This window comes from Pseudarthrobacter sp. H2, from assembly GCF_050157045.1.
Classification (GTDB): domain Bacteria; phylum Actinomycetota; class Actinomycetes; order Actinomycetales; family Micrococcaceae; genus Arthrobacter.
This window is the reverse complement of the sequence record NZ_CP189594.1, coordinates 1219081-1245307: the sequence shown is the minus strand read 5'-3', so window position 1 is coordinate 1245307 and position 26227 is coordinate 1219081. Positions and strand designations below refer to the sequence as shown.

18 protein-coding genes and 1 pseudogene are annotated in these 26227 nt (G+C 63.8%); 4 read left to right on the top strand and 15 right to left on the bottom strand.

What is annotated here, in order from left to right; genetic code table 11:
* Positions 1–156: 156 nt before the first annotated feature.
* The 6 genes from rsmD to rfbB are packed head-to-tail and all read right to left on the bottom strand — an operon-like array spanning position 157 to position 7560.
* The gene (rsmD, locus tag ACQCSZ_RS05790) at positions 157–762 is read right to left on the bottom strand and encodes a 16S rRNA (guanine(966)-N(2))-methyltransferase RsmD (protein ID WP_427007112.1); all 606 of its coding nucleotides are present in this window, start codon (positions 760–762) and stop codon (positions 157–159) included.
* 60 nt (positions 763–822) lie between these two features.
* Positions 823–3099, bottom strand: a complete 2277-nt coding sequence (locus ACQCSZ_RS05785) for an ATP-dependent DNA helicase RecG (RefSeq protein ID WP_427007111.1) — start codon at positions 3097–3099, stop codon at positions 823–825.
* Positions 3089–4087: a DAK2 domain-containing protein gene (locus tag ACQCSZ_RS05780; RefSeq protein ID WP_427007110.1), complete on the bottom strand. Its 999-nt coding sequence runs from the start codon at positions 4085–4087 to the stop codon at positions 3089–3091. The genes ACQCSZ_RS05785 and ACQCSZ_RS05780 overlap by 11 nt, the downstream gene beginning before the upstream one ends.
* A gap of 22 nt (positions 4088–4109) precedes the next feature.
* On the bottom strand, positions 4110–5159 hold the full coding sequence (locus ACQCSZ_RS05775; RefSeq protein ID WP_427007109.1) for a thiamine-phosphate kinase: 1050 nt from the start codon (positions 5157–5159) through the stop codon (positions 4110–4112).
* Positions 5149–6558, bottom strand: a complete 1410-nt coding sequence (locus tag ACQCSZ_RS05770; protein WP_427007108.1) for a sugar nucleotide-binding protein — start codon at positions 6556–6558, stop codon at positions 5149–5151. Before ACQCSZ_RS05770 ends, ACQCSZ_RS05775 begins: the two co-directional genes overlap by 11 nt.
* A 3-nt stretch (positions 6559–6561) precedes the next feature.
* A complete protein-coding gene (rfbB, locus tag ACQCSZ_RS05765; RefSeq protein WP_427007107.1) occupies positions 6562–7560 on the bottom strand; it encodes a dTDP-glucose 4,6-dehydratase in 999 nt (332 codons plus the stop codon).
* A gap of 55 nt (positions 7561–7615) precedes the next feature.
* Here rfbB and rfbA point away from each other — a divergent pair, with 55 nt between their 5' ends.
* The 4 genes from rfbA to wecB all read left to right on the top strand — a co-directional run bounded on the left by rfbA (position 7616) and on the right by wecB (position 10790).
* The gene (rfbA, locus tag ACQCSZ_RS05760) at positions 7616–8473 is read left to right on the top strand and encodes a glucose-1-phosphate thymidylyltransferase RfbA (protein WP_427007106.1); all 858 of its coding nucleotides are present in this window, start codon (positions 7616–7618) and stop codon (positions 8471–8473) included.
* 79 nt (positions 8474–8552) lie between these two features.
* A complete protein-coding gene (locus ACQCSZ_RS05755) occupies positions 8553–9134 on the top strand; it encodes a YdcF family protein (protein ID WP_427007105.1) in 582 nt (193 codons plus the stop codon).
* A gap of 71 nt (positions 9135–9205) precedes the next feature.
* Positions 9206–9484, top strand: a complete 279-nt coding sequence (locus ACQCSZ_RS05750; RefSeq protein WP_427007104.1) for a hypothetical protein — start codon at positions 9206–9208, stop codon at positions 9482–9484.
* A 133-nt stretch (positions 9485–9617) separates the two neighbouring features.
* Positions 9618–10790 carry a non-hydrolyzing UDP-N-acetylglucosamine 2-epimerase gene (gene wecB, locus ACQCSZ_RS05745; protein ID WP_427007103.1) on the top strand — a complete coding sequence of 391 codons (1173 nt, stop codon included), beginning with the start codon at positions 9618–9620 and terminating at the stop codon, positions 10788–10790.
* A 17-nt stretch (positions 10791–10807) separates the two neighbouring features.
* On the opposite strand, the pseudogene ACQCSZ_RS05740 reads toward wecB, so the two are convergent.
* From ACQCSZ_RS05740 to ACQCSZ_RS05700, 9 genes and pseudogenes are all read right to left on the bottom strand, one after another.
* Positions 10808–11849 (bottom strand): annotated as a pseudogene (locus ACQCSZ_RS05740) (IS110 family transposase).
* Between the two features lie 571 nt (positions 11850–12420).
* Positions 12421–13797: a hypothetical protein gene (locus ACQCSZ_RS05735; RefSeq protein ID WP_427007102.1), complete on the bottom strand. Its 1377-nt coding sequence runs from the start codon at positions 13795–13797 to the stop codon at positions 12421–12423.
* A 7-nt stretch (positions 13798–13804) separates the two neighbouring features.
* A complete protein-coding gene (locus ACQCSZ_RS05730; RefSeq protein WP_427007101.1) occupies positions 13805–18241 on the bottom strand; it encodes a glycosyltransferase in 4437 nt (1478 codons plus the stop codon).
* Positions 18242–18274: 33 nt separating this feature from the next.
* Entirely contained in the window at positions 18275–19522 is a 1248-nt protein-coding gene (gene wecC / locus ACQCSZ_RS05725; RefSeq protein WP_427007100.1) for a UDP-N-acetyl-D-mannosamine dehydrogenase, read from the bottom strand.
* 12 nt (positions 19523–19534) lie between these two features.
* Complete coding sequence (locus ACQCSZ_RS05720) at positions 19535–21211, bottom strand: glycosyltransferase family protein (protein ID WP_427007099.1); 1677 nt, start codon at positions 21209–21211, stop codon at positions 19535–19537.
* A gap of 239 nt (positions 21212–21450) precedes the next feature.
* Complete coding sequence (locus tag ACQCSZ_RS05715; protein ID WP_427007098.1) at positions 21451–22341, bottom strand: ABC transporter ATP-binding protein; 891 nt, start codon at positions 22339–22341, stop codon at positions 21451–21453.
* Positions 22325–23221 carry an ABC transporter permease gene (locus ACQCSZ_RS05710; protein WP_427007097.1) on the bottom strand — a complete coding sequence of 299 codons (897 nt, stop codon included), beginning with the start codon at positions 23219–23221 and terminating at the stop codon, positions 22325–22327. The genes ACQCSZ_RS05715 and ACQCSZ_RS05710 overlap by 17 nt, the downstream gene beginning before the upstream one ends.
* Positions 23218–24963 carry a glycosyltransferase family 4 protein gene (locus ACQCSZ_RS05705; protein WP_427007096.1) on the bottom strand — a complete coding sequence of 582 codons (1746 nt, stop codon included), beginning with the start codon at positions 24961–24963 and terminating at the stop codon, positions 23218–23220. Before ACQCSZ_RS05705 ends, ACQCSZ_RS05710 begins: the two co-directional genes overlap by 4 nt.
* On the bottom strand, positions 24960–26222 hold the full coding sequence (locus tag ACQCSZ_RS05700) for a glycosyltransferase family 4 protein (RefSeq protein ID WP_427007095.1): 1263 nt from the start codon (positions 26220–26222) through the stop codon (positions 24960–24962). The genes ACQCSZ_RS05705 and ACQCSZ_RS05700 overlap by 4 nt, the downstream gene beginning before the upstream one ends.
* Positions 26223–26227 lie beyond the last annotated feature (5 nt).

Genomic DNA, 26227 nt, shown 5'->3' with positions numbered 1-26227 from the left:
CGGCATTTCGCGCCGGGAGGACATGCCCAGTCTTCGCGCCCGCGACCGGACATAACCGGAATATGTCCACGCGCCGGCCCCTGCGTGGGGCATGTCCGGGGCGCGGGGCAGGTCCGGATCCGGGGGCACGGGCGGTGGCTCCGCTGGTGAATCGGCCTACTCCCCGTCTTCCAGCCCTGCTTCCGGGGCTTCGTCCGGGGCCGGCTCGGCGAACCACAGCCTGGTCTCGCCGTACTTCTTCTCCGCGAACCGTTCCATTCCCTCGGGCCAGGCCGGCTCGGGGGTCCGGGAGGAGCGTTCCACCACGACGACGGCGCCCGCGGCGAGATGGGGCGTGAGCTTCGCCAAAACCGCGCCCAGCGCCGGCTCGTCCAGCGGGTAGGGCGGGTCGAGGAAGACGAGGTCCCACAGCACCCCGTCCGCCGTCCGGTCCAGGAACGATTCGACCTTGGAGCGGTGCACGGCGACCACCTTGCGGCGCGCGGGGGTGTTGACCAGGTCCGCGTTCCGCTGGCAGACCTCGCTGGCCTTGGCATCAAATTCCACCAGATCCACCGCTGACGCGCCGCGGCTGGCACTCTCCACGCCGAGGGATCCCGAGCCGGCGTAGAGGTCCAGCACCCGGGCGCCGGCAATGACATCGAAGGCCTCCAGGCGGGAGAACAGCGCCTCCTTGACCCGGTCAGTGGTGGGGCGGGTGAGCGAGCCGGGCACGCTGACCAGCGGGGTCCCGCCGGCGGCACCGGAAATGATCCGGCTCATGCGCGGAGCCCTGCATCGCCGGCCCGCCGGGCTGCCCGCGGTGAACCCGCCTCCATGGTGCTAGCCGCGTTCAAGGAACGCCTCCTTCTCCGGGTTCAGGTAGTCGTCGATCGCTGTGGCAAGTCCGGGGTGGCCGGCCAGGGACGGGTCTGCGGCCACGATCTGCTGGGCATCCTGCCGGGCCCGGGCAATCAGGTCCTCGTGTTCGAGCACCCGCAGCAGCTTCAGCGTGGAACGGCCCCCCGACTGCGAGGCGCCCAGAATGTCGCCTTCCCGGCGCAGCTTGAGGTCCTCCTGCGACAGCTCGAAACCGTCAGTCGTGGCCGCCACCGCGTCGAGGCGGCGGCGGCTGGGGTGGCCCGGTTCCAGGGTCGTGACGAGCAGGCAGGTCCCGGGAAGGCCGCCGCGGCCCACCCGGCCGCGCAGCTGGTGGAGCTGCGAGATGCCGAACCTGTCGGCGTCGAGGATCACCATGAGGGTGGCGTTGTGGACATCCACGCCCACCTCGATCACGGTGGTGGAGACCAGCAGTTTGGTCTCGTTGGCGGTGAACGAGGCCATGGTCCCCGACTTCAGGGCCGGGTCCTGCCGGCCGTGCAGCGGCGCCACCGGCACCCCGGCGAGGGCCGGTTCGTCCCGGAGATAGTCCACGACGCCGGTCACGGAGGCCAGTTCCCGGGAGCCGTTCTCCCCTTCCAGGTCCGCGGCGGACGGTTCGGCCTCACCGGGACTGAAGTCGCCGTCGTCGTCCGTGCCGATCTTCGGGCAGACGACGTACACCTGGTGGCCGGCGTCGATCTCTTCCCGGGAGCGGGTCCAGATCCGGGTGGCCCACGCGGGGTGCTCGGCGAGGCCCACCACGTGGGTGGAGATGGGGGCGCGGCCGGCGGGCAGCTCGTCGAGCACGGACGTTTCCAGGTCCCCGAACACCGTCATCGCCACGGTCCTGGGGATCGGGGTGGCGGTCATGACCAGCAGGTGCGGCGGCTTGTTGGCCTTGGAGCGCAGGACGTCGCGCTGTTCCACGCCGAAGCGGTGCTGTTCATCCACCACGATCAGCCCGAGGTCGTAGAAGGAGACGTTCTCGCTGAGCAGGGCGTGGGTGCCGATCACGATCCCGGCCGTTCCGGAGGCGGCGTCGAGCATGGCCTGCTTCCGCGCCGCGGCGGGCAGGGAGCCGGTGAGCAGCGTGACCTGGACGGCGTCCGGGCCGAAGCCGCCGAGCATCCCGTCCCGGGACAGCGGACCGAGCGTCCGGCGGATCGATTCGAAGTGCTGGGCGGCCAGGACCTCGGTGGGCGCGAGCAGGGCCGCCTGTCCCCCGGCGTCGACCACCTGGAGCATGGCGCGCAGGGCCACGATCGTCTTGCCGGAGCCGACCTCGCCCTGCAGCAGCCGGTTCATCGGCGAGTCCTGCGCCAGTTCCCCGGCGAGCGTCTTCCCGACGGCGGACTGGCCGGCGGTCAGGGTGAACGGCAGCTGGCGGTCAAAGGACGCGAGCAGTCCCCCGGTGAGCGGCCGGCGGGCCGTGGCCTCCTCCGCGGCGAGCTGGGCGCGGCGCCGGGCCAGGGCGGACTGGAGCACGAGGGCCTCCTGGTACCGGAAGCGGTCCCGGGCGCGCTGCCAGTCGGCCGGGGTCTGCGGGGCGTGGATCAGCCGGTAGGCCTGCGCGACGGGCAGGAATTTCTCCCGGGCCACGATCCCGGCCGGCAGCGGGTCGCCCAGTTCGTCCAGCTCGATGGTGTCCAGGAGCGTGGAGATCACCTTCTGGATGGACCAGCTGGTGAGCTTCGCGGTGGCCGGGTACACGGGGATCGGCATGGCGGCGAGCTTTTCCGGGTCCATTCCCGGGGCGTCGGGGTCCTCGTCCAGCAGCAGGAAGTCGGGGTTGGTCAGGCCCAGCGAACCGCCGTAGCGCGTGACCTTGCCCGAAAACATGGCGCGCCTGCCGGGCTGGAGTTCGGCCCTGGCCCGGAACCCGTTGAAGAAGCTCACCTTCAGGGTGCCCGGCAGCCTGGCCCCCGGCGGCCGGGCCGACGTGCCGCTGTTAATCCCGGTGCCCGGGGACCCGGCGTCGTCGGAGATCACGACGTCGGTGAGGGAACCCCGCCGGGCGCGCATGGGCCGGGTGCTGCTGGAAACCACCCGGGCAATGAGGGTCACCTCCTCGTCGAGCGGGACCTCGCTGATGGGGGTCAGCTCGCCGCGGCTGAGGTAGCGGCGCGGGAAGTAGTCCAGCAGCCCGCCGACGGTGGTGATGCCGAGATGCTTTTCAATGACCGCCGCGGAGCGCTTCCCGATCCTGCGTTCCAGGCCCAGTTCCAGTTCAGCGTTCATGTCCGTCGGGGTCCGGGAGGTCGGAGTCGCGCGGTACGGCGAGTTCGCTGACGGACATGTCGGAGGGCTCGCCCAGGGAGCGGATCAGGGCCACGGCGGGTGCCGCGTCGAGGACGTGGACGTGGACCCGCCAGCGGTAACGGCCGGACGCGTCGGCCGCGCCGCCCACCTGGCTCATGATCACGGAGTCGCCCATTTCGTCGAGCCGCTGGCGCATCGTGGCGGCGTCCAGCGGCGAGAGCTCGATGGTGCACATGACTTCCACGCCTTCGTCCCGGGGCATGCCGGCGTGGATATGCGGGTCCTGGACGTCATAGCCGTGCAGTCCGTCGAGGAGTTCGTCCTGGAGTTCCTCGCCCAGCACGGCGGACCGCAGGCAGTCCAGGATCAGCAGCATTCCGACCCCGCCCGCGTCCACCACGTGCGCGGTGTGCAGGACAGCGAGCTGGTCTTCGGTGCGGACCACGGCCGCGACGGCGGCGTCGACGGCGGCGTCCAGGGCCAGGCCGAGGGTGTGGTTGCTGTCGTCGCCGTCATGCCCCGAATCCACGGCCGCGGCGGCGCGGGCGGCCGCTTCCATGACCGAGAGCATCGTGCCCGGGACCGGGTCGCTGAGCGCGGACCAGGCCCGGAGCTGGGCGCGGTTCAGCGCGGCGGCGAGCAGCGGGGCGCTCAGCCGGGGGTGGCCGGCCAGCGGCTCGGCGGCGGCGCACAGGAACACGGCGAACAGCGTCCCGGAGTTGCCGCGGGCCTGTTCCATCGCGGCCTGTCCGGCCCGGGCGAGGACGGCGCCGACGTCGTTCTGGAGTTCCGCGGAGGCCGCGGTCCCGGAGGGGGCGGTCCCGGCGGCCGCGTGGGCCGCGGCACGGACCGTCAGGTAGAGGTTGGTTCCGGTGTCGCCGTCGGCGACGGGGAAGATGTTGATGGCGTTCAGGCGGTCGCTGTGGTTCCCTAGCGTTGTTTCTGCCTTGCCCAACCACCGCTTCATCGCTTGCGCGTTGGCGGCAATTTTAGTCTGCAAAGTGATCCCATCCCACAGTGTCAGCGGGCCTGCCCGCTATGGTGACGCCCGTGCTGCCTGTTGCCGCAGAGGCTGTTACCGAGCCTATCGCAGTGAAGCCGGGAGGCAGCTGAAGTCCTGCGGGGAATGTGGCGAGCAGCCCGTGGTCCTCCCCGCCGCCGAGGACCCAGGCCATCGGGTCGGTTCCCAGCAGGTCCGACGCCGGCAGCAGCGGGACACAGAGTTCCTTCAGGGCGGCGGTGTCCAGGTTGAGCACGGCGCGGCTGGCCGCGGCGAGCCGGTTGCCGTCCCGGACGAGGCCGTCGGAGATGTCCATCATGGCGGTGGCGCCTGCCTCCCGGGCCAGCGGGCCGGCCGCGAGCGGGGGCGCCGGCCTGCACTGGGTGTCCATCAGCGCGCGCGCTCCGCTGCCCAGGGCGCGGAAATCCGTGGCCGATTCGAGCAGGGCGAGCCCGGCGGCGGCGCGTCCGACGGTGCCTGCCAGGGCCAGGGTGTCCCCCGGGCGCGCCCCGGACCGCAGCACGGGCTCCTTGCCGTCCAGGGTTCCCAGGATGGCCACGCTGACGGCCAGTTCGCGTCCGCGGCCCAGGTCCCCGCCGGCCACCGCGCAGTCCGGGGCGCCGAGTCCCCGGAGGCCGGCGGTGAGGCCGTCGGCGAAGTCCTCCACCCAGGAGACGAGGGTCTCCGGCGGCATCGTCAGGCTCACCACCAGGGAGGTGGGGCGGGCGCCCATGGCGTTGATGTCGCTGAGGTTCTGCGCGGCGGCCTTCCAGCCGACGTCGTAGCCGGACGTCCGGTAGCCGTTGTTCCACCGGAGCCGGAAGTCCTGGTCCGCCACCAGGGTGTCGATGCTGAGCACCGTCCGGCCATCCGGGGCGCCCACGATGGCGGCGTCGTCGCCGGGACCCAGCAGCACGGCGGTGCCCCCGGCAGTACCGCGGTTGAGTCGGGGGAAGATCCGTTCCAGGAGCTCGGACTCCGAGAGTCCGGCGACGGTCAGGGGTTTTTCGGGCTGCCAGCGCGGGTCGCTACTTGTCAAGGTAATCCCGCAGCCGGGCCGCGGCGCCGGCGGGGCGGAAACCCTGGGCCGCAAGCTTTCCCAGGCTCAGGAGGCTGTTCACCGGCCTCGGCGCGGCGCTCTTGCCCCGGAAGAATTCCTCCGTGCTGACGCGGACAACGGCTGCGCCGGAGCCGCCCGTGATCTCGTAGACGTCGGCGGCGATGTCGGCCCAGGACTGGGGCTCGCCCTCGTTGGAGAGGTTGTAGACGCCGTATCCGGCGCCCGTGTCGAGCAGGTGCCGGATCCCGGCGGCAATGTCCTGGGTGAACGTCAGCCGCCCGATCTGGTCGTCGACGACGGACGGCTTGACGCCGCGCTCCGCGAGGGACGCCATGGTGCGGACGAAGTTGTTGCCCTCGCCGATGACCCAGCTCGTGCGCACGATGTAGTGCCGGGGCACGACGCTGACGACGGCGTCGCCCGCGGCCTTGGTCTGGCCGTATACGCCCAGCGGCGAGAGCGCCTCGTCTTCCGCGTGGCTCCCGGCGGCACCGTCGAACACATAGTCGGAGGAGACATGGACCAGGGTCAGGTCATGTTCGACGGCGGTCCTCGCCAGCCGGGCCACGGCGGTGACGTTGATGGCCCACGCGGCCGTTCTCCCCTCCGGCGATTCGGCGGCGTCGACGGCGGTGTAGGCGGCCGCGTTGATGATCGTGGAGTAGTTCTTCCAGTTCCGCACGGTGAACGACGCCTCGGCCCCGAGGTCGAACTCACCGCGGCCGGCGAACTCGACGGACGCGTCGCCGTCGTACAGGTCCCGGAGCGCCTTGCCGAGCTGGCCGTCGGCGCCGAGCACGAGGATCTTCTTCGCCGGCATCGGGGCCACCTCCGCGAGGCGGGGGTGGGCCTTGTCCTTGTCCGAGAGCTCGGCCCGCTCCAGCGGCACGGGCCAGGGGATGTCCGCGGTCTCGTCCGCGAGGTTCAGGAAGGTGTACTGGCCCTGCGCGTCCGCGGACCAGTGGTCGTTGACCAGATAGGTATAGGCGGTGTTGTCCGCCAGGGTCTGGAACCCGTTGCCCACACCCCGGGGGATGAAGATGGCCTGGCTGGGGTCCAGCTCCGCGGTGAAGACGGCGCCGAAGGACGGGCCCTCGCGCAGGTCCACCCAGGCGCCGAAGATCCGGCCGGTGGCCACGGAAATGAACTTGTCCCACGGTTCGGCGTGGATCCCGCGGGTGGTCCCGGCCTTTTCGTTGAAGGAGATGTTGTTCTGCACCGGGCGGAAGTCCGGCAGGCCGAGGGCCACCATTTTTTCCCGCTGCCAGTTTTCCTTGAACCAGCCGCGGTTGTCGCCGTGGACCGGAAGGTCGTAGAGGACGACGCCGGGAATGGACGTTTCGTGCGCGGTGAACTGTTTGGAGAACTCGATCGGCATGCTCTACTGGCCCTGTTCCGTGTATTTGGCTTCGGTTGCCGCCTTCTGCGGACGCCACCAGTCCTGGTGGTCCCGGTACCAGGCGATGGTGTCCTCGATGCCGGCGTCGAAGTTGGAGAACCGCGGCGCCCAGCCCAGCTCGGTGCGCAGCGTGGCGGAATCGATGGCGTAGCGCAGGTCATGGCCCGGGCGGTCCACCACGTGGTCATAGGCGTCCGGGGCCTGGCCCATGTGCTTGAGGATCAGCTCCACGACGTCCTTGTTGTTCTTCTCGCCGTCCGCGCCGATCAGGTACGTCTCGCCGATCCGGCCCTTGGCGATGATGGCCAGGACAGCGGACGAGTGGTCGTTGGCATGGATCCAGTCCCGCACGTTCTCGCCCTTGCCGTACAGCTTGGGGCGGATCCCGTCGATGACGTTGGTGATCTGGCGCGGAATGAACTTTTCCACGTGCTGGTACGGGCCGTAGTTGTTGGAGCAGTTGCTGATCGTGGCCTGCAGGCCGAAGGACCGCACCCAGGCCCGGACCAGCAGGTCCGAACCGGCCTTCGTCGACGAGTACGGGCTGGAGGGGTTGTACGGGGTGCTCTCGGTGAACCGCTCCGGGTCATCCAGTTCCAGGTCGCCGTACACCTCGTCGGTGGAGATGTGGTGGAAGCGCTTGGAGTGTTTCCGGGCGGCCTCGATCAGCGTGTACGTGCCGATGATGTTCGTGTCCAGGAACGGGCGCGGATCGTGCAGGGAGTTGTCGTTGTGTGACTCGGCCGCGTAATGGACCACGACGTCGGTGTCCGCCACCAGCCCGTCGACGAGTTCCGCGTCGGTGATGTCGCCCTGCACGAAACGGAAACGCTCCGCCGGAAGGCCCTGTAACGACTCCAGATTCCCCGCATAGGTGAGCTTGTCCACAACGGTCACGCTGTGGCCCGTGTTTTCGATGACATAGTGCACGAAGTTGGAACCGATGAAGCCGGCGCCGCCGGTGACGAGAAGTCGCTGCATAATTCCTTACGGTACCCGATTTGCTGCGGCAGTTAGCGACCGCAATGATTGGGGCATGCGCGGAATAATACTTGCCGGCGGTACCGGCTCCCGACTCCATCCCATCACCATGGGAGTGAGCAAGCAGCTGGTCCCCGTTTACGACAAGCCGATGATCTACTATCCGCTGTCCACCCTTATCCTCGCCGGCATCCGGGACATCCTGATCATCACCACCCCGCAGGACGCCGAGCAGTTCCAGCGGCTGCTGGGCGACGGCTCCCGGTTCGGCGTCAACCTCAGCTATGTCCAGCAGCCTTCGCCCGACGGGCTGGCGCAGGCCTTCATCCTGGGCGCCGAGCACATCGGCAACGAACCTGTTGCCCTGGTGCTGGGCGACAACATCTTCTATGGCCCCGGCATGGGTGCGCAGCTGCGACGTTTCGAGGACATCGACGGCGGCGCTGTCTTCGGGTACTGGGTTTCGGATCCGACGGCGTACGGGGTGGTCGAATTCGACGGCTCCGGAAAGGCTATTTCCCTGGAAGAGAAGCCGGAGAATCCAAAGAGCCATTACGCGGTACCGGGGCTGTACTTTTACGACAACGAGGTCGTTGACATTGCGAAGAACCTGAGCCCCTCACCCCGGGGTGAGCTTGAAATCACCGACGTCAACCGCACCTACCTGGAACGCGGCAAGCTCCATGTCGAAATACTGCCCCGCGGGACCGCATGGCTGGACACCGGTACGTTCAGTGACCTGAACGATGCGTCCAACTTTGTCCGCACCACCGAGAACCGTCAGGGGCTCAAGATCGGCGCCCCCGAGGAAATTGCGTGGCGCCTGGGGTACCTGAGCGATGACGAACTGCGCGTGCGCGCTGAAGGCCTGGTCAAGAGCGGCTACGGAACCTACCTGCTCAGCCTGCTGTAGGCGCTGGTGGCGGGCGAGTGCCCGCAGGCGCGGAGCCACGCTTTTCTCCGCACGGAAGGCCCGTGTCAGACTCGTACTCGTGCCCCATTCCGCCCCCCAGTTGAAAACCGCAGCCCGACAGGTGCTCGCGTTGGCCTCCGGGGCCGTGGTCTTGTGGCTCATGCTGTGTTTTCAGCTCTTTGTCAACGTTGATCCGCCCAGCGTGCACCGCACGGACGCCGTCATCATGCTCGGGGGCGCCAGTTCCGAACGGCTTCCCGCGGCACGGCGCATCCAGAGCGAATTGAACATCCCGGTCCTGGTCCTGTCCCACACGGACACGTTCGGCAACAGGGCTGCGGACGATGCCTGCAGCGCAGCGCTGTTTCCCAACGCGTCGCTTGTCTGTTTCCGCCCCGAGGGCCTGGACACCCGGGGCGAGGCGCGGACCATCTCGCGGCTGATCGAGGCCAATAAGTGGACATCGGTCACAGTGGTGACCTCCAGCTATCACGTCACCAGGGCCGCACGGTTGATCGGGCAGTGCACGACGGCGGAGGTACAGATGGTGGCGTCGCACCCTGACCTTAATCTGTGGCAGTGGCTCCGGCGGTTCGTCGTCGAGACCGGCGGCCTGCTCGATGTGTCCCTGCGGCCCGAATGCGCCGCCGACGGTCATTGATGCCAGAATTGATGCTTAACCCTGGCAGTCGTTACAAACGGTCTGCCCGAGCAGAAGAGGAGGAGTACACAGTGGACGACACAGCCGACGAGACTCCCCCGCTCGTCGCGGCACCCCGGCACCTGCGCAGGCGGGTGTTTCACGAAGAGATCCCCGATCTGCTCCTTGTACCCGGCGTTCCGCCATTCGCCATCGGACCAGACGGGACAGGTACTGCCAAGCGACAGGCAGCGACGGCGAACCCTCGAGGTACTGCCGTCCAGCGCAAGCGGCGCGTCGCACTCCTGGGCGTGATAATTGTCTCTTTGGTCATCCCGGCACTCTTGATTGCACTGATTCTCGCCGGCTGAGCACCTTTATTCGCCTCGCACGGCGTCTACAGCGGGCATCCCGAGGCGTGCGGCAGATCCCGATTCAGAGATTCACCGCCCATTCCCGTAGCATCGATGCCGACGCCGTCCACAATCTCTCGGGGGAACAACCATGCCCAGCATCATGCCAATTTTCGGCACCCGGCCCGAGGCCATCAAGATGGCCCCTATCGTTGCCGCCCTTCAGCAGTCGGACCATTTTGACTGCATCGTCACGGTTACGGGTCAGCACCGGGAGATGCTGGACCAGGTCAATGAGCTTTTTGGAATCGTGCCGGATCACGACCTCAATATCCTGCAGCAGCGCCAGTCTTTGTCAGCGATCATGACCCGGACCATCGACGGTCTCGACAAACTCTTTACTGACAACAAGCCCGACGCCGTCATCGTCCAAGGCGATACGACGACGTCCACCGCCGGCGCCATCGCGGCTTTCTATCATGGGATCCCCGTGGTCCATGTAGAAGCCGGGCTTCGCAGCGGAGACCTGTTCTCTCCGTTCCCGGAGGAAGCCAACCGCAAAATGACGAGTCAGATCGCCAGCCTCCACCTTGCGCCCACCAGTGTCAGCAAGGCCAACCTGATCGCCGAAGGCATCAATCCCAGCGACATTGTGGTCACCGGCAACTCGGTCATCGATGCCCTGCTGACGACCGTCGGCAAGCAGATCCCCTTCACCGACCCCCAGCTGGAAGAACTCGCCTCCAGCGGCCGGAAGATCCTCCTGGTGACCACCCACCGGCGTGAGAACCAGGGCGACGCCATGCGCGGAGTGGGCCGTGCTTTGGCCCGGATCGCGGATGCCGAACCCGACCTGGTGATCGTACTGCCCGCCCACAAGAACCCGGTGGTGCGCGAAGCAGTGCTGCCGGCCATCGACGGCAAGCCCAACGTTATTGTCACCGAGCCGCTGGCCTACGGTGAATTCACGCGCATGCTCTCGCTCGCGCACATCGTCCTCACGGATTCGGGTGGAGTGCAGGAAGAGGCGCCAAGCCTCGGCAAGCCGGTGCTCGTTATGCGGGACAACACCGAACGGCCTGAGGCAGTCGACGCCGGAACCGTGACCCTGATCGGTACCGACGAAGAACGGATCGTCAAGGAAATCGACCGCCTCCTCCACGATCAGGATCACTTCGACTCCATGGCCAACGCCGTCAATCCCTATGGCGATGGCAAGGCATCCGAACGAACGGTCGCCGCAGTGGCGCATATGCTCGGCCTGGGCGGCCGCCTTCCTGAATTCGGCGAGGTCCAGCCGAGCGACCTGGCCCTGCACATCTGACCCTTCTATGGGTGGTGTCAAGCCATGAGTGTGGTGAGTTGGCGGTAGATCTGTCGGGCGATGATCCTCTTGAGGCAGCGGCGGATTTCCCGGCGTGTTTTGCCTTCCTGTGTGCGGCGGTCACAATAGGCGCGGGTATCCGCATCGGAGGCCATGCGGGGTGCGGGCGATGATGTCCAGGGCCTGGTTCAGCTGCCTGTCGCCGTGCCGGTTGAGGCGGTGTCGGGTGGTGTTGCCGGAGGATGCCGGGATCGGGTTCACGTCGGCGAGGGCGGCGAAGCCGGCTTCGGAATGGATGCGGCCGCGGTGGGAGTAGGCGGTCAGGATGATGGCGCCGGTGACCGGTCCAAGGCCCCGGAGATCCCGGAGGCCGGGGGCCATCTGATCCACGAGTTGTGCCAAATCGGCTCGGTTGGTGTCCAGTGCGCTGGTGTGCTGGAGCACCGCGGTGGCCACACGTCTGGCCTCGGATCGGGCAACTTTTGTGCTGATGCCGTCTGTTGGGCGCTCACGCCAGGCCGCGATCGTGCGGAGCTGTTGGTCCGTGATGGCCTTGCGTGCGTCGATGCCAAGGTCCGTGGTGCGGGCCAGCGCGGTCAGGGCATGTCGGTCGGCGGTGCGTTGACCGTCCATGGATCGACGGGCGGCCAACAGGACACGCAGGGCGTCCCGTGCCCCTTCGGCCCGCGGCTGGATCAGGGCTGCGGTGTCGGTGCCGAGCACGGCCCGGGCAGCGGCGTGGGCGTCGATCTCATCGGATTTGCCGATGGCGCCCCGGTTTTGCCGCTTCGGCGGTCTGGCCTCACATACGCGAAGGCCGGCGGCGTGGAGGGCCCGGGTCAGGCCTGCCCCATAGGAGCCCGCGCCTTCGACCGAAACCAGGACTTCCCCGGTTGTCCGTCGCTGCATCCAGCTGACGGCACGGGAAATGCCTGCCTGGCTGGCCGGGAAGGTCGAGGTGCCGATGACCTGACCGGTCGCCGATGCCAACACAGCGTAGGTGTGGGTCCTTGAGTGGGTATCCACCCCGATGACGTGCGTGTACTTCTCTGCCACGATTGTCCACCCGCTTTACCGTGCTGTCCGCTCCGAAAGCCAACAAGGCACCGGTGGCTCCTTCGAGCGCTGCATTCCCGACGCCGTCTCCTTTGCCGGGGAAAGGAACGAGCGATTTCTCCCGGGCGCCCGTGGCCGCATCCAGAATTTGAGGCTGATCAGCCAGTCCCGTGCATCCCCGGCGATCTTGAGCACTCCTCCACCGGCGCGGAAGAAGGTAGCCGTCGGGTCCGGAATGCTCGAGAGTACCTTACGGTAGCGTCTAAGGACGACGGAAGCTTCTGCGCCGATTGTGGTCAGCGAAATGACGGGCCCCAGCGCCGTGTCGAGGGATTGCAATCCGACCGTGGCACCCGCAGTGATGGCCGGGCGGCCGAGAGCGGCTCCCGTTCCTGCAGCAAGCGCCAGGGTAAGTACAGTTCAACCGCTCCGGTCTGACTATGCACCTGTCGGTCCTGCCGCGGGAACCTCTATCCGTTAAGGTTCGCTTTTGAGCCTAGTCGCTGTGGCTCCAATACGAAGCCACAACTCGGTGACAGAAACGTAGTTTCAGCTCAGGATTAGGAACGGATTTTCAGACCCAATGCGTAGTGAAAGCTTCGATTGAGGAGTCCGAGTCCTTGCGCCGAAAGACCCGAGCCCTCACATGGCCTTGGTTTGGGGACGCCAAAAACGAAAATTCAACATCCCCAGAGTACGGACGTCGCTCAAGGACTGACTGCTTTCCGGCAAGATGAACGGCTAGTTTCTCACCCTGCGCGGGCCAACAACGAAGAGTCACCGTCTCCCGGCTACGGGTAAGTGAATAGGGCAATGGCTCCTGCCAGGCACCGAGTTCAAGATCCATCGCCTCCGCGGCCAACAAGTGCTTGAAGACCCACCCGATTTTGCTGTGGGGTACACCGGGAAGGATAAGGCTAGAAACCTTGTATCCTGCCGTTCGGGCTTCGCTCATGAGCGGACCCACATGGGATGCCAGATGATGATCGCCTGAGCCAACCGCCACTCGAATGGCTGTCCGTCGTTGTCCGCGGAACAGAATGTCCTTGGCCCGGCTGTTCAGGGACTGCCTCGATTCTTCAGAAACTCCCCCCGCCATGAAGTTCAGGATCTGGGGGGCCGCATTGAACAGATAATCACCCACACGATATTGGGGAGCCCCCAGCAGTACTCGCCCTACCCCCAGCGTGACTCCATGCAAAAGGGCCGCCGTTCCGCCTTTCGACGAACCTGCAAACATGACGTCACTCAAATCGACACCCTGTTCATCCACCAACTTGGCCAACAATCGTTGCGTCTCACGGAATATCGAGTCATCCCCGTGATCCAACCAGTAGTACGATCCCTGGCGCCCAAAGTCATCCAAGACGAACGCTTTGGACAAGTTGTTGCCTTCGACCGTAGCCCGGTAGTTGAAGGTGAAATCATATTCAGGTCCGATAGCCGAAAAGACAACGAGGAGCTTCTTGGGCAAGCGCTCGGAAACAGGACTGTCCAAAATGTAGTTCAGAGATCGTCCAGAGTCATGCCGGCGCCAGCCCAGACCAGCCCTGCCCACTCCACGATCCTTCAGCAGGAACCCGGAAAACCTCAGGCCAATCCTGAGATCGCCACCTTGTCCCCCGAGTTCTACTCGCTGAACCGGCCGTGAAAGCTCGGAAACAGAGATAGCAGCAGCCGATGTCGATTCGACGTGTAATTCCGCAATTTGCACATCTTCAAGCCAGAACGCAGCACTGTGACCATGAGCGACGATCCGGACTCCTGCGGGTAAGGCGATCCTCAGCCCCCAGACACGTTCTGCCGCCACTTGGCAATCCACAGAAAGGGCGTCACCGTCGTCAACTGTTTGCCCGCCCGTCGGTCCTTGGCTGACTACTGGCCCCAGTTCTTCTTCTACGGCCGTTCTAAACGATCGAGCCAGGACGTGCTGGGCATCTGTGTATTTCACGGCCAATCTAGCGTCCACGGTCCGTTCCGGCCGCTGCACCCAAGATCTCTTCGCAGAGAACGGCGAGTACATCGCGTTTGTTGAATCGCTCTTCAACAAACGCTTTTGCCAGCGCGGCAGCCGCACTCCAACTCTCGGTGGAGTCATTGGCTGCATTTATCTTCTGAACCATGTCCGGGACGCTGGCCACCAACCATGAGGTGGGGTATATCTGGTCCGCTCCCGGCCAAGCAAGGCTGACAGGCACGGCGCCCGCCGCTGCACCATCGGCAAGTGTCAGGTGGAACGACTCAAAGTCGCTCACGGAGAGCACAATTCCGATCTTTTCGTACCAGTCCGCCATGTCGTCGCCGTGCGGATCGAAGACCACGGCATCAGTAAGGTCCGGATCCGAGGCGATTCTCAGGTACTGCCCTTCGTAGTACTGCATCTCTGAGGGCCGGGCTGCCATCCAGGGGAATTCTTCCGGACGTTTTCCCTTAATGAAGAGCTTGTACCTTGCATCTACCGCCCGGAGTTGTTTCAGGACGTCCAACGCCTTATCCAGGTGCTTTTGGGCGGGCACTATGCCGACAATGCCCAGATTGAACCTGCTGTACCCGGTTTTCGGCCGGGATAGGCCGTGAACGTCGACGGCGTTCGGCACCACGACGCATTTACTTGCGGGGACGCGGTGATCACGGACTGCGATATCAACAATATGTTGGCCGACGAAGATGGCCTCATCGACGTTCGAGAATTCGATATCCTTCAGGTAGGGCCGGAATATCTCTTGCGAATGCACCCGCGTCACCATTCTCTGATGAGGCAGTTTGTTCCGGGAATACCAGACAGCATTGCCCAAAGCCCACTCGCAGAATACGACGTCGGCGTCGGCGAGCAACCGCAAGCTCACGTCCTCGTCGTGCTTATTGTGGTCGAGCCACTGGTCGACGATCACTTTGTGCCCGTCGCGTCGGAGTTCCTCGACCAGCCCTGCGGCAAACTTGAGGTCATGTCCGGCCACAAGGACGGTCTTCGTCCCCACGGACTTGTCCTCCCCGTTTTTCGGCTCCGGGACCCGAAGCAGTGGCCGGCGAAGCGTGAGCTCGTGCGGCACCGATGGAGGTCGGACAGCGTCGATCCGGGGCGATCCCGAGGCCGGGCGCCCCAGCTGTGCCAGACCCAGACCGCTGACAGTCAGATCGTCCTCGGAAAAGCCGACGCTGCTCCAGGAACCGAAGGCCGTGGCCGTCAAAAGGTCCTCAAAGACGGTGCGATCGGCAAGGCCCTGGGGCAGCGTGCCGATGAAGTCCATCCCTGCTGCCGCTGCCTGTTGCTGCGCGTCGGCGAGATCCCTTGCTTCGAGGACCCCGTTCTGTCCCGCGGCCGTCCGCTCGGCAGAAAAGATAAGCCGCGGCTGTACGGTCTGAAGATTGATCGAGGCCAGAACATCCGGTTCCGTATCCTCGAGGAATATCGCATACGACGGCGTCTCCGGCGCCCGGACTGTCAGACCCGCCGTGCGGAGTGCGTAGGCCAGCCGGTGGGCGGCCGTATGTCCACGATGAATGAGCCTGTACGCAAGCCAAACATCACGGAACCTGACGTCTTCGTGGTTCATCCATTCACCCATGAGCAGCCGGGCTTCGTCTTGGCCCTTCACAACAGGAACGAGGCCGTTGAATACCTCGTCAACCCCCTGGCCGGTGCCGCTGACGACCGCCCCTCCCGACGCTGCAATTTCCATGACGCGGCGGGAGAACATGGTCGGCGATGCATCGACGGAGTTCACGTTAATGTGGACCGGATGCGCCTTATAGGCGTCGACCATTTCAGGGTACGTGAGTCCTCCGCGAACGAACCGGTCCAGTCCGGCCGGAAAGCGGTACGGGCTTTCCGGATTTAGATGCTGCCGGTCATAGATCGAGAGTCCGAAGCCTTTTGCCGCGTTCAGCAGTTGGGCCAGCTCAGCGGAGCGCTTGGGGTATTTGTCTCCGTAGTAGGAGCCGGCGTAGGTGACCGAATGTACGTACGGCCGTTGCGGCGGCAGAATGTTATGAAGCAGCGGCTGTGCATAGAACGGCATCGACGCGACGGTCTTGAGCCGTGCCCCCGCGTTGACCTGATACTTGCGGATGCAGTCGGCATCCGTGGTGAACACGTGATCGAAGTACTTGGCGGTGATCCGGAAGCGGTTGAAGTGCACCGGATCTTCCTTGTTCCAGAAGATCGTGGGAACACCATTTGCATTGCAGTGGGCAAGAAGGGACTTCAGGGTTTCGAACTCGTCGTCCCCGTAGAAGCCGACTTTCCGGTGCCACAATCCCTCTATGCCCTCCCACGCTGACTCAACGAACAACACATCGAGGGGACGTTCGTGCAGCTGGTTTGTCCAAGTATCTGGACGCAGGACCACGAATTCGGCCTCCGGCGTCAGGCTTTCCAACGTGAATTGGTCCGCGATGATGCCGATCCTCAAGTCCTTGAGGCCGGCACCAGTCACGGGCTTCTTCGGTGCTTGGACCCGGCGATAGGCAGCCGCGGCAACCTGGCCTGTGCGGGCCCAGGTTCGCTTCTCGACTGTCCAGAGGCGCGAGCGGCGCCCCAACGACATCCGCAGTTCAGGGTCTTTGCCCAGTATCATCAGTGCATTTGCCAAGGATTCCGGATTCCCCGGTTCGCATAGCAAGGCACGCTCTTGTTGTGGACCTGCGAGATCCCGGGACGGCGCCAAATCGCTGAGGATCAAGGCCTTTCCGCTGGCCATCGCTTCCAGCGGTTTGAGGGGCGAAACCATTTCAGTCACAGGCAGGCGACGTCGCGGGCAAGGCATGATGTCGAAAAGGCTGACGTAGTCCGGCACAGATTTAGCCGGCACCCGCCCGGTGAAGACCACGCGGTCCCGGATCCCTAACTCAGCTGCCGTATTTTTGAGTTCGCGGAGCTGCTTGCCATCTCCCACCACGACAAGGCGTGCATCAAGTCCTTGGTCGACTACGAGTCTCGTAGCGGCGAGCAGATCGGCGATTCCCTCATACGCAACCAGGCTTCCGGTATAGCCGATGACGATTGAACCATCGGGCAATCCGAGCTTGTCGCGGAGCGACCGCTCCGGAGGCATTGGCTTAAATTTGTCCGTGTCTACAGAATTCGGCAGGAGGGTGATTCTTGTGGGCTCGACGCCGCGGCGCACGAGTTCATCCTTCACCTGGGCGGTGATGGCCAGGACTTCATCTGCTTCCCGCGCCACCATTGTTTCCAGCTGTATGGCAAGACGGTACCGGTCAGTGTCAGCCCACCCCGGTTTGTCAGACAGTTCTGTAATTTCCCAGAGACCGCGTACCTCGTAGACGAACGGCAGCCCCAGCCGGCGCGCGGCCGTCAGTGCAGGCAGCGCGGTGACGTAGTTTGACGCGGCGTGGATGACTGCAGCCCGGCTGCGTTGGGCCTCACGAACAAAGATGTCCACGGCATCGGTCAGGTAGTGGTCCAACCTGTCCGTAGTCCAGCTCGGTCCGGGGTTGAAAACGTGCGGAACCCCGGAGATTTCGGCGCTGAATCGACGCCGTTCCGGGGCTGCTACGTCGGTGTTGGCGTCCCACGGATAGCCGGGGCGCGCCACAATGAATATGTCCTCATGGCTGCCACGCATACCAGCTACGAGGCCTGCGGTACGGGTTGCATACCCATTGCTGTTGTACTTGCCCGTACTGTGGGCGCAGTACATGACCCGCCCTCGTTCGACGAGATAGCCGGGATTGGGTTGCCGTGGCGACAGGAAGGGTGGCGAGTTCAGCAGCCTATCCTGGCCGAGTATATTTTCGATGAGCTGACCATCGGTCTCGGAGACTTCCGCCAGCAATTCGCGGTTGGCCCCGATGCGGCCCGCCGGGACGGAAATGGCGCCGCGTACAAAGTATTCGTGACGGACCAGCTTCATGAGTGCCCCCTTGGAGGGGGATCCGGCAAAGTCGCTCACGAGCTGAGCATATTCGTCGGCGTACGCCGTTTGCGGATCAGTCGTGGACGCCGGCTGATCCGCAAGCGGCCCGGCAGGAAGCCTGGTTCCCATGTCTGGCGTCACACCAGAGTCATCGATCCTGGCGCCTCGGGAGGGCATCATCGATTTAGCCAGCCGTGCGGGGAGGCTGAGCGCAGCGTTGGCAGGCTCGGTGATCATCCGTCCCAATCGCAGACTCTTCGAGCGCCGAAGTGCACTCAGTGTGGCCTTGAGCGCATGGTTTTCACGGCTGAGGGCGGCGTGTTTGGTCTTGAAATCATCCCGCGCGCGCCTCATTGCCCCAAGACGCTGCTCCAAATCGGCAGCCTTGCGCGTCGCCGACCTCTCGCTGCGCAGCAGACGCTCGTAGTCCGTGACGAGGGAATCGAGGTCCCCCGCGTACCGCCTGCGTTTGGCCAGTTGAACGGCAGAGACTTGCGCGATCTCGTCCGGATATTTCATGCGCCGCCGCTCTCCGTCTGCATCGTTGGCTGCCTACTCCCAGAGTCCGCGAGTATCGACAACGGGTTTGCCGGCCACCAGATTGCGGTCCATGGCCTTGAAGTCATCGTGATCCACCAGCAGCAGCACCGCATCAGCCGCGGCCACCGCCGATTCGAGCTCTTGCAGGGAAACATTTGCCAGGCCGGACAGCTGCCGTGGAAGCCGGTCCACATGCGGCTCGACGACGAGAAGATCCGCACCGTCCATTTTGCTGCTCAGCCGCTCCACAATGGCAACAGCCGGCGACTCCCGGAGGTCATCGATGTTGGCTTTGAACGCCAGTCCCAGAACGGCGATCTTGGGCGACACAATATCGCCAACGGCGTCGACAACCTTCTTCACGACCCAGTCGGGCTTCGAGTCGTTGGTCTCGCGTGCCTGCCGGATCAGCTGGGATTCCTCGGGGGCAGCAGCGACGATGAACCAGGGATCCACGGCGATGCAGTGGCCTCCCACTCCGGGACCAGGCTGCAGGATGTTGACGCGGGGGTGATGGTTGGCCAGTTTGATGAGCTCCCACACGTTGATCCCCAGCTTGTCGCTGATGATGGACAGCTCGTTGGCAAAGGCAATGTTCACGTCGCGGTAGGAGTTCTCCACCAGTTTGGCCATTTCGGCCGTGGCGGCGTCCGTGACGAGGATCTCGCCCTGGCAGAAGACCGCGTACAGCGCTCTGGCGAGCTCGGCGGCCTTCGGGGTCAGCCCGCCGACGATGCGGTCGTTGGTGACGAGTTCGATCATGATGCGCCCGGGGAGGACACGCTCCGGGCAGTGGGCCACATGGATGGCGGGCTTGTCGTCAGCTCCATCCAGGCTCAAATCGGGCCGCAGGCTGATGAGGTAGTCGCCGAGGAGCTGCGTAGTTCCCGGAGGCGAGGTCGACTCGAGGATGATGAGTTCCCCCCCCACCAACTGGGGTGCGATTCCCTGGGCAGCAGCCTTGATATAGCTGACGTCAGCCGTGTGATCGGGATTGAAGGGCGTAGGGACAGCAACAATGTAGGCCTGCACAGAAGGCGTCTCGGTTGAGGCACTCAGCTTCTTCTGGCTGACAGCACCCGCAACGTAGGAGGCCAGATCAGGTTCCACAAAGGGCACCTCGCCACGGTTGACTGATTCGACGGTGCCCGAGTTAACATCCACGCCGATGACGTGGATGCCGTTGCCGGCCAATACGGCCGCAGTGGGCAGTCCAATGTAGCCCAGTCCGATGACGGCTACGGTTTCGATGGTATTCAAGGTTCCCCCAGATTAGACAGAGACTTCATCTCTGTAATTGCCAAAAAATTTCAATGTTCCGCTCGCCAGTAATTCCGCGTCGTCTATGGCCCAGGTATGACCCGAAGACAGCCGCTGCTGGCAGTAGTTAAACCTGTCCGACGAATAAACGGCGCCGCCGCTGGAGACGACGCCCTGCAGGAACCGGGTGTCTTCTCCCCTGCCGACTGCCGCGAACGGGACTTCGCGGAAGGTGTCCGCCAGGCCCATGATGGTTGGGCCCATGACCATCCGCGTATACCGGTGCTCCCAGTCGGCGAAGCGAAGAACCGTGGCATTGTGCGCGGCCAGGTACATGTAATGCGCCTGCTTGCCCACGACGTCTGCGCGCGAGTATTCCAGTGCGTAGACCTGGTCACTCAGGTAGTGGGGCGCGTAGTAGTCGTCATCATCCATCTTGGTGAGGACAACGCCAGAAGCCGCGGAAACGCACATATTGAGGCACTCCCCCAAAGGAACTGACCGCGGGGCGGTCAGCTGCCTCATTTCCTTGACGCCGTATTTTCCCTGTAACCGTAGCAAGAGCGCCGGATCCGGCTCAAATCCGTGAGTCAGCAATACGAGTTCAACCTCTACGCCAACCTGGCCGCCGATGGTGCTAAAGACGTGCTCAAGTTGACCCGGGCGGATGGTGGAGACCAGTGCCGATACCGTGGGGCGCACTGCTGTCCGGACCAGGCCAGGGGCGACGGCCGCTATCACCTGGTTACTGCGGGCACGATAGGTGTGATCCCGCCAGATCCGCCGCTGACCGCGATGCAATTGCCGATCTCCCAGCTCGGGGTTGCGATGTAGGGCCCGCAACAGATTTTCAGCTTCACCTTGGCTCTTAATGCTGAAAATTTCATCCGGTTCAAAGTATGAGCCGATCGCAGGACTCGGAGTAGTGACCACGTTGGAGCCGGAAGCAATGATTTCGAATATCCGGCGTGAACACATGGTGGGTGAGTCCACTACGGAGTTAACGTTCAGGAAAGTTTTGTAGGCTTTGTACGCCGTGAGCATTTCAGGGTAATCCAGTGAGCCGACAATCCGGCTGGCGAAGGGCTCCGGAAACTGGTATTTCGGTTCACCTCCCATTTGGCGCGAGAATATTTCCAGGCCTGTTTCCATGGATGCCGAGGCATCGAGGGCTGCCGTCAGCAGGAGGTCCAACTGTTCACGGCGTTCGGGGTACTTCTCGGTGAAATACATTCCGCCAAAGGCCACGTCGCGTTCGTGCCAGCCAAACTTCGGCCGGACGGGGTTGTGCAGGACCGGCTGGGCAGCAAAGGCTAGTACAGCCACCCGGTCGTGGCCGAGATCCCGCGAATACGCCTCCAGTTTGTTGGCGTCGCTGGTGAAGACGTAGTCGAACAGTTTCGCGGCCCCAAGGAAGTCGTCATAGTGAGGGGGGTCTTCCTTGTTCCAAAAAACACTCGGGATATCACGTCCCTTGCACCACGTTGTCAGCTCGTTCAATACCGAACCCTGCGCGTGGTCCTGTCCGGCGATCTTGCCGGCCCATAATTTGTCGGGACCTGCCCACGCCGATTCCACGAACAAGAGATCGACGGGATGCTCCGCCAGTTGTTCCTTCCACGTCTTCGGCGACAGCGGCATGCAGTCCCATTCGAGCCCAAAGGCCATCATCGAGAAGTCATCGAGCACGACGGCGACCCTGGGCATCCGTGGGGACACTTCCCTGTCCGGCGCGACTGTCGTCGGACGGAACCTCAGACGCCGTTTCTTTCCGCGCCCGGTCCACACCCCCTCCGCGCCTCTTAGCGTCTCGAGCTTGCGGTGGCCCGCCTCCATAGCTTCACGGGCCAACCAAGTACGGACTTGCTGTGGGCCGCCGGACCGGAGGTGCCAAAGGAACTTGCGTACTGTGCCAAGCTGAAATGCCGTCACGCTCGCGACCGCCGGAGCGAGTTGCGGTCACTGACGTCAGCGACCGCCAGGTCATTGATCATGCGGCGCCTCAGTTTCAGGGCGCCGATCCGGTCCCCCGCGGCAAGTTTCTGCGTGAACATGCGGTACCACTTGACCACGTGTGCTGGGGTGCCGTCCGCGAGCAGTTCACCCTCATCGATCCAGATTGCCCTGTTGCACAAGTCAAGGACCGTCGACATGCTGTGGCTGACCAGAAATACCGTGCCCGCTTGGCCAAGTAGTTCCAGCATGCGTTTGCGGGTTCTGTCCTTGAATTGAGCATCGCCGGTGTTCAGCGCCTCATCGATAATCAGAATTTCGGGATCAATGGCTGCAGCGATGGCAAAGCGAAGCCGGGACGACATGCCCGCAGAGTACGACTTCATCGGCATGTGGATGGCCTCGTCCAAACCGGATAATTCAACAATGGCCGCATATTTGTCGTCGATCTGCTTCCGGGTCATCCCCATGGCCAGGCAGCCGAGCACGATGTTCTGATCGCCGGATAATCCGGGAATCAGGGCCGCATTCACCCCAAGCATCACCGGCGTCGATGTGGCATACACGGCACCCGAGGTCGGCGGTATCTGCCCGCCCACCAGCTTCAGGAGTGTGCTCTTGCCGGAACCATTCCTGCCGATGATGCCCACAGCCTGACCGTGTTCTACCACCAGGGACATTTCCTTGAGGGCCGTCACATTCACGGTTTTTGTTCGGCTACGGGCGGACCCCATGCCCGCCCACCCAGCACGGCTGCTCGAAGAATCCTCTTTACTCCGGGAAGTGGTCCGGTACGTCATGCTGACCTTGTCAATGACTACCGCTGGGCTGTCCTGGATGAAATTCAGGTCAGAGTTCTCGGCCATACGTTTCTTCCCCCTTCCAGAAGAAAACCATCCCGATCACCAGGGCAGAGACAGACCACAGCGCCAGGATGACCCAGGCACGCCACGGGCCAGCATGTCCATAGAGCACGCATTCACGAGCCAGATGCAGGATGTTGTAGAGGGGGTTGAACTCCATGATGGCCTTCACCACCGGGACGCCGTCGAACCGGTCGATGGAGAAAAACATGCAGGAGGCATACATCCACAAACGCATTGCATACGAGATCAACTGACTGGCATCGTTGAAGTCTGATACAACCCTCGCGAGAATGAGCCCGACGCCAAGGTTGAAGACAAACTGAAGTGCGACGATGGGGATCAACATCAACCATCGCCAGGAGATTTCCTCGGATGGCGGCAGGACGATGACCAGGATGAGCATTGTGATCAGGACAGGAATATTTGACAGGAGCTCGCGTACGTTGGCCGCGAGGACCAGGCTGGCACGCGGAAATTGAAAAGCATGGATGACGTTTTTATTCGAAGAAATAACGCGCGACGAAGTGACGATGGCCCGGGTTGACATCTGGAAAAGAAATACGCCAATAATCAGGAAGGAAATGAAGTTGTCAACGCCGCCCCCGGATTTCAGCAGGACACCCATGATCAGATAAAACATGAGACCGTTCAACAGCGGACTTAGCACAAGCCAAGCCCGTCCTAAGCGATCCTCCGCGTTGCCCGTCTGGACCCGCGCCTGTGCGTCGTAAAAAACGAAGTGCCGGTAGTCCCAGAGGGACACGAGGTAGTCCAGGAAGGGCGGCCGCGCCCCTACCCGGCGCAGGCCACGCAAGTTGACGGAGGTTGCAACCGCTGTAGGTTGCGGCCCCTTCGGAGTAGCGGACATCTCAGTGCTCAAGAACGAGCCTCCATCAGTTGCTCATAAGCCAGCGTCATGGACAGCGCATTTGCAGTCCACGTGCGGTCGTTCAGCACAGCGCGCCTTCCTGCCTGTCCCAAACGGACCCGAAGCTCCTCGGAACCGAGAAGCGTCTCCAGTTTAGTGGCGATGTCATGGCTGTCCCCCGCACTAGCCAGCAGCCCGTTGGTGCCGTCAATCACAATTTCCGCAAGTGCCGGCAACCTGCTCGCCACCACTGGCCGGGCACATGCCAACGCCTCGACGGGTTTGAGGGGCGTCACTGAACGTGTCACTTCGAGGTCCTTGCGCGGCACCACGAAGACGTCGAGTGCCTGATGGTAGCGGGCCGTCTGTTCCCGCGGCACCCGGCCAGGAAAGATGATGCGGTCGCTGAAGCCACCTTCACGGGCCAGTTCCTGCAGTGCCGGTTTCGATGCGCCATCGCCCACGATCATCAGGCGCAGATCCGGGTGCCTCGGTGCGAGTAACGTGAAGGCCGCGATGAGGTCCTCGATCCCTTCGTAGGGGACCAAGCTGCTGACCGTACCGATGTAGGCTCCCTCTTCAGGAAGGCCGAGCTCTCGTCTCGCGGTGAACGGGTCCAGCGGTTCCTCCAAGAATTCCCCGCCAACGGCATTTGGCGTAATGATGATTCTCTCGTCCGGAATCCCGGCGGCCAGAATGTTGGCCTTCATAGCCTCCCCCAGAGTCACCACCAGGTCCGCCGAGACCATGATTTCTGCCTCGCGCTGCTGGAACAATCGGTACTTTTCGCTGCCGCGGGCCGCTGGCCCACGGGTGGATGCCCAGGTATCGGCCAGCTGACCGCGGACTTCGTAGACCCAGGGGATTCCCAGTGCCTCGGCCACAGCACGGACCACCATGCCATTCGCGTAGTGGGTTGTGGTGTGCAGCACGCTGGGCTTGAAATCCAAGGCCACGCGGAGCAATTCGTCCGCCTGCTGTTGCAGGCGGGCATCCGAAGTTGAAGCAAGCTTTGCGGGAAGGAGCCTCTGGTAGCGGATTCCATCAATAACGTCGCTGGGCCGCGCAAATAGCTTTCCCACCTGCACGGGATAGCCAAGCCGTGTGGCAGCCAGAACATCCCAGCCTGCCTCTTGCTGCGCCAACAGAATGGAGTGGGAGCGCTGGGCATAGCCGCTGCTTGTGTGAGGAAGCGAATTCGTCAGCAAGTGGAGCACCCGGCCAGCGACGGGAACGAAGTCCCGCCGGCGCCCCAGGGAAGGCGTCGCGCCTTCAAGCACCCGCAGTTCTCCGGCGAGCCATTCACGTTGGGGCGATTCCGCTTCGGTGGAGCTCCCCAGGACGTCGACGGCGTCGCTGAAGGCGCCGTCATACCAGAACCGCCGTGCCAATGCTGGCTTCAGACCCGGAGCTCCATGCGCCGCCGACAAATGGACATCCGCCAGCTCCGGCAGGTTTGCGGCGAGGGCGACGTCGGCCAGCCGCCGTGCTTGCTCCCCCGTCGTGTTCCGATCTGCGGCGAGACGGAGGCGTCGCTTGACGTCTCCGTCATCACCTCTCGCGAGTGACGCGAGAAGTACAGGTACAGCCACTGAGGACTTCGGCGCGAGAGCGCCGGTGAGACGAGCAATCGGGCGGACTATCGATGCAGGCAGCCGCCGCGAAATCTGGAGGAAAAGCAACACCGGGTCGTCGGACAGATGCTGCCCCACGGTACTTGCGGCAAGGCGGACATTTCTTAGGAGCTGGATCATGGGTTAACTGCGGATGGTTTGCCCAAAAGCTCCAGAATCAGCTCCATATAACGGCCCGCCAGAAGGTCATACTCAGCGTTGTCCTTGACCCATTGCCGGCTGTCACCGTTCCGGACAAGGCGGCCCCGGTCGGTGGCAAGTTCGCGCCACAACGCTGCCACTGCCTCGGGATCGCTTGCGACAATGTCACCGGCGTCGGCATCCGCGATGACCCGGGCCGCCTCGCCCCGCACAATCGCGGTGACATGCCGGCCAACGGCCAACACTTCATACGTCTTGGACGGAACAGTGGTCTCAAAGGATTTCCAGTCGTCCCGCAATGACACGAGGCACGTGTCGGCCGAGGAGTAGCGGTCCATCATGGCTTGGCCATGCAACGGTGGGTGGAAGGTCACTGGCGCTTTCAGGTCTAATGCAAGCCGTTCGAGGGCCGGCCGCTGGGTGCCGTGGCCAACCATATGGAGGCGCATTGAGTCTCCAACGAGGGCGCTGGCGCGCACGGCCACTTCCAGACGCTGGCTCTCGCCATGATTCCCCAGATACAGTGCTTCGAAAATGGGCTTGGCCATATCCGGCGGATCCATCACAGGTATGGCGTCCAGATGGACTCCATTGCTGACGGTTGCCACATTTAGGACTCCCCGCGCCCGCAATGTCTCCGCAAATCCCTCGGTCACGGTGACGACCAGATCCGCGCGGCGCTGGACAAAGTCCACCACACGTTCCACCAAGCTCTTGACGCTTCCCTGAATGATCCGGGCGTCGCGGGCAAGATCCGGCCAGGCGTCGCGCATCTCAACGATCAGGGGAACTCGCCGCAGCTTTGCCAGGACATAACCGGAGGCCAAGGACGGAAGGCTTGGAGCGGTGACAATGATGACGTCGGGTTTGCGGACTAAAAGGCCGGCCGGGATGGACAACGCCGCGGAAAAACACTGATCCAGCAGACGCGCTGCGCGGGAGTTGCCGTGGCGCAGGTACGGTACGCGCCAGATCACTTCGGTGAACTGCCCCGCCTGCTTCAGGAAGGGCCGGCCGGCGGCGGTCCGTGGCAGGCCTCGGCGGCCGAACGGGTAGTGCGCAACCGGCGTGACCACATCGATGTGCCAGCCTGATCTGGAGAATTCCTTGATCATGGCAGTCCAGCGCCGCTGCGGCGGGCTGGACTCTGGCCAGTAGGAATGAGTCAGCAATGTCAGGCGGACGCCGGGCACACTGGATCCTTCGGAGGTGCGGGCAGCACCGAGTTTCTCGCGCATCGTGG